We start from the raw sequence: 4,712 nt of genomic DNA on the forward strand, positions 1-4,712 counted from the left end.
TGCCCCTGCGTAGGCGCGGAGGAAACATGCGGCGTGCCTCCCCAAACGCTATGGTGCTGAACGAGGACGAACACCGCCCCCTCCAAGCCCCAACCGGGGGCAAGCACCTACTCAACGCGACTAGCCTGCCGCCAGGGTCTGAGCCGGATCAATACGCGAAGCCTTCGCCGCCGGGTACAGACCAGCCAACACGCCAACCAGTGCGCCAGCACCCAGGCCCAACAGGATAGTGTCAGCACTAATAATCGGCGTCCAATGGTTCAGCAAAGACACAATCGAGATGCCGTTAACCGCCAGCACAATACCAGCCACAGCGCCCAGGATGCCGGTCAGCAGCGCCTCCGCCGAGAACTGCAGCAGAATACCCGAAGGGCGCATACCAATAGCCAGACGCAAACCCACCTCACGGCGACGCTCCATCACCGCAACCAGGAACGTGTTCATAATGCCCATTGCACCAATCACGAGGGTAATAACGCTCATGGCAAGAAGCATGGTGCGTTGCTGCTGGTCGACGGCTTCGCGAAGGGTCTTCGGCTCCGGCGGAACACTCACGCTATACAGCGCGGGGCGTTCCGGCGAGAGCGCGTACGGTGCTTCCTCCGCAATCTGGTTTGCGGCACCGGCAACAGTACTCACCACAATCTGAGTGGAACGCTTACCGGTCTGCGCCGCAACGGCACCGCCACCGGCAGCGGGCTGCGATTTTTCAACATCGGCACCAGGCTTCGCACCCAGAGGCAGGTAGACCGAACCGTACGACAGAGTCAGCGAGGGATTCTCCCGCACCACACCGATGACAGTGTACGGCTCATCGTGAATATAGACCGTAACTCCGGGGCTATAGGGTAGCGCAAGCTGGCGCATCACGCTTTCGCTGAGCACCACGACCTTATCGTTACGCTCCACGTGCCCCTCATCGAAGGTACGGCCCCACACCAGCTCGTGACCCTGCACGCTAAAGATAGTGGGCGTTGCAGCAAGGACGGACGCCGTCACGTTAGCGCCGCGCTCGCCAAAGTTGTCGGGGCCGCGCTGAATATCGGTGGATTCATCCAGCTGATCCACCAGCGCGGTACCGGTCACTCCGTTCAGCTGGCTAACACGCCGATAATTCTCGCTTGCCGCTAGGCTCAGAAGTTCAGCCCGGCTCATAGCTTCGGTTCGGGTAGAGCTAATCGTCAGGTGCTTAGCTCTAAAAATGTCGAAGCTGTCCGCCAGCTGCCCAGAAATGGTGGCGGTCAGACCAACGGTCAGCACAAGCGAAGCGATACCCAGAACCACACCAAGCATGGTGAAGATATTGCGCCTCACCCGGTGAACGGTAGCGTCCCACGCTTCTTTGAGGGAGGCGAGCGCCCAGGGTGCACGCCCGCTCCCCTGCGGCTTAGATGCTTGTTCCTCAGTAAAGCTAGGCTGGTTCAGAAGCTCACGAGCGGTCGTTTCTTCCTGCTGCGGCGCTTTCTGCTCGATGAGCTGCCCCTCGTGCATGCGCAGCACCCGGTCGCAGTGCTCCGCCACGAGCGGGTCGTGGGTAATCACAATCGTGCTTTGCTGATCGCCCGTACATTCGCGGAGCAGGTCAATCACTTCACGGGTGAGCTCTTCATCCAGCGAGCCGGTCGGCTCATCACAGAGCAGCAACGCCGGTTCCCCAATGAGCGCACGAGCAATAGCCACACGCTGCTTTTCACCGCCTGAGAGAGTGGTGATGGGTGCATCCGTTCGGTGGCTCAGCCCCAGCAGGGCGAGAGTATCCGCAACCCGTTGCGCTCGTTCTGCCTTGGGGACACCACGGTAGATGAGCGGTAGCTCAACGTTGCGGTACACGTTCTTATGCTCGATGAGGTGGAACGCCTGGAAGACGAAACCGATGCTGTCCAGGCGCGCTTCAGCTCGCTGTGCCGCGTTGAAGGTTGCGGTGTCTGTACCGTCCAGCAGGTAGCTGCCGGAGGCGGGCGTGCTGAGCAGACCGAGGATGTTCAGCAGGGTTGATTTGCCGCTGCCGGACGGTCCCAGGATTGCGACGACTTCTCCGTAGCGGACTTTCAGGTCAATATTTTTGAGCACGTCAATTCGAGTGTCACCCTGCATAAAGTGCTGGGACACTCCCTGAATATCGACGCTATAGGCTGGTGGGTGCGCGTGAGCAGCGCGGGAGTCAGTCATGGCTACTCCCTACTTTTTCTCGCGCATGATTTTGACGCTGTCGCCTTCGTGCAGGTCACCGGTGACGGCGTTCTTGCCATTGGCGTTGCTGATGACGGTAACGGTTACCTCGCGTTCTTCGCGGGCCTTCGATCCGTTGGAGCTTTCGGGGCCGAGCACGATGACTCGGGTCTGTCCGTCACGGGTGTAGAGCGCCGATGAGGGCACAACCAGGTGCGTTTCGGGGGTTTCTTCGAGGGTGAGTTCCGCGTTGACGGAACCTCGGAGGCTGTCCGCCTTATCCCCTACGTCGAGGGTGAGGATGCGTTCGCCTTCGGTGCCTCCTGCCGCACCGGCTACGCCGTTGAGGTTGGAGCCAGCTGCGCCTTCTGCACCATTAGCCTGGCGACCGGCCTGGCTGTTGCCTGCGGCGCCAGCAGCTTCAGAAGTGTTCTTGTAGCCGAGGGTTGCGACGTACTCAGTATCGCCGAGGGAGGGCACGGTTACCTTCTGACCGCTACGAGCTTCGGGGGTGAGCCTGCCGGTGGTTCCGGTGCAGCTGAGAGTCTTGTTACCTTCTGCGATGGTGGCTACGGGACCGTCCGCGATAGCGCCGGTTGCGCGGGGGTTGCCGGTGACGAGTCCGGCACGGTTGATGATGAGGAAGTAGCGGGCGGGAATGGGCTGGTCAGTCTTGACGTGCGCGTAGCCGAGGCTGTCGAGGAGGTTGTTGAGAGCCTCGTAGGTGTCTTCGGTAATGCGCGCGGGCTGCGGGCCCTGACGTCCCATGGCGGTCAGTGCCTCGTTGAGGAGTGCGGCGTCGGGGCCGCTATCATCGAGTTTGAGATCGCGGTAGAGCGCGAAGCCGCCGGTGAGGGTGATGAGAGGTTCACCGTTGACTTCTGCGATGAGGGTTCCGTTGCCGACGGTGTCACCGTGTTTGATGGTGATTGCGGTGTACTGTCCTTCGCCGCTGTAGCGTAGCGGGGTTGAGGTGGCGTAGTTCGCGGTGCAGGTCAGGGGCACGGTGGTGCGTAGTTTTTCGCGGGTGACCGTGGCGGTGATGGTGGAGGGGTCCGGGGGTGCCGCTTCTGCGTCTTTCTGGGCGGTGGTTTTGATGTTTTGGGCGCTGATGAGCGTACCCACGGTGATGATGAGAAGCAGGGCGATAATGCCGTAGAGCCAGAGGGTTTTCTTCTGGCGGGTGGGGGTGGCGCTCATGGTGTCCCTTCTTTGGGTGCGCGTACGGGAACGCTATTGTCTGTGCCGTTTGGGCTTAGGGGCGGCGATGCCGTGTGGGGTTAGTTTGTGCCCGGCACGGGGATACGTGCCGGGCACAATACGCTGTGACGAGGTATAGCCGTTGCAGCTACTCTGTACGCCTGTTCTGGTTAGTCCGGTCTGGATAGCCCGGTCTGATTAGTCCGGAGGATTAGCTCAGAATCTTTCGGGCGTTTTCTTCAGCAGTTTTCTTGATCGTGGTCACCTGCTCGATGAGGCCCTGCTCCTTTTCGAGGAAGGAACTCAGGTAAGCGATAGCCATCTTTCGCTGTTCTGCATCTAGCCCGGTTGCTTCGCGGCAGGTCGCATCGTTGATCGCCAGTTCGTGGGTGTCTTGGTTGTTCTGGCGGTACTGTTCACGAGCCATATCCGGAGACGTGTAGTCGCCTCCGAAGCGTTCCTTCATGCACTGTGCCCACTTCTCGGTGGCAGGCCCAAGATCTTTGAAGATTGCGTCGTTGTTAAGGTAGTGAACCGCAGTGACGTTGACCTTTTTTATGATCGCACGGGATTCTTCTGAACCGAAGACTACGCGGGTGGCTTCTTGCTGGCAACCGCCCTTTCCTTCAGTACCGTTAAGAGCCTGCATTTCAGCGTCGCTCATAGTGCGGCTCTGCTCTTCCAGCTCAGCAGTTACCAAAGACCAGCGCTCTTTGTATCCGCGAGCGCGGGCATCCGCAACGGTGAGAGGCTCGAAACCAACGCTCAGAAGTAGCGGGATTTCAGTTTCTCCGGCAGGAACCTTGTAGTTCGGGAATCCTCGTTCAGCCATGCACTGGCTCAGGGAGCGCTGGTAGGCACGAACAACGTTGTCAGAAAGTGAGGCGAGGTTCTCTACTTTTTCGATAGCTTGACTATCGGGGCTCTTGGAGGCGCTATACGCCTTCTCAGCGTTAGCGGACGCCGAGGAGTCGGCACTGGGCTGCCCGGATGCGCAGGAGCTAAGCAGCAGGGTCAGCGGGAGTAGAGCCCCGGCGAGGGTTCGTAGGGTGTTCTGTCGACGCATAGGTGGGCACTTCCTCGTGAAATATAGCTGCATCTTTGTTCACTCGTTCGAGGGGTCTTTGTTGTTTGCCCTTGAGAGAACATATTTTGAACACTAGCCTACTATGCGCCGGGAGGGGAGGCAAGGGGGCTCGGTATTCGTCCTCGCGTCGCTGGTTGGGATGGCACGCCGCATATTTCCTCCGCGCCTACGCAGGGGCACCCGTCACCCGGACGCTCCGCTTTCTCCTCGCTTCGCTGCGGAAGAGCGTCCGTGTGACACCCTGAGGGCGCATCCG

General features: G+C 60.0%; 3 protein-coding genes. All 3 read right to left on the bottom strand.

Going from position 1 to position 4,712, the window contains the following annotated elements:
- Positions 1 to 120: 120 nt before the first annotated feature.
- Positions 121 to 2,169 (bottom strand): ABC transporter ATP-binding protein/permease, encoded by a 2,049-nt coding sequence (locus HMPREF2919_RS00490; RefSeq protein WP_070665664.1) that lies wholly within the window; start codon positions 2,167 to 2,169, stop codon positions 121 to 123.
- A gap of 9 nt (positions 2,170 to 2,178) precedes the next feature.
- Positions 2,179 to 3,369: an efflux RND transporter periplasmic adaptor subunit gene (locus HMPREF2919_RS00495; RefSeq protein WP_049341686.1), complete on the bottom strand. Its 1,191-nt coding sequence runs from the start codon at positions 3,367 to 3,369 to the stop codon at positions 2,179 to 2,181.
- A 211-nt stretch (positions 3,370 to 3,580) separates the two neighbouring features.
- Entirely contained in the window at positions 3,581 to 4,435 is an 855-nt protein-coding gene (locus HMPREF2919_RS00500) for a hypothetical protein (protein ID WP_049341685.1), read from the bottom strand.
- Positions 4,436 to 4,712: the final 277 nt, after the last annotated feature.

The organism is Rothia sp. HMSC068E02, assembly GCF_001813565.1.
Taxonomy (GTDB): Bacteria; Actinomycetota; Actinomycetes; order Actinomycetales; family Micrococcaceae; genus Rothia.

What these genes read in the sequence shown, in the direction of transcription:
- HMPREF2919_RS00490 (WP_070665664.1), bottom strand. Translation starts at nt 2,169, where the DNA reads ATGACTGACTCCCGCGCTGCTCACGCGCACCCACCAGCCTATAGCGTC.
- HMPREF2919_RS00495 (WP_049341686.1), bottom strand. Translation starts at nt 3,369, where the DNA reads ATGAGCGCCACCCCCACCCGCCAGAAGAAAACCCTCTGGCTCTACGGC.
- HMPREF2919_RS00500 (WP_049341685.1), bottom strand. Translation starts at nt 4,435, where the DNA reads ATGCGTCGACAGAACACCCTACGAACCCTCGCCGGGGCTCTACTCCCG.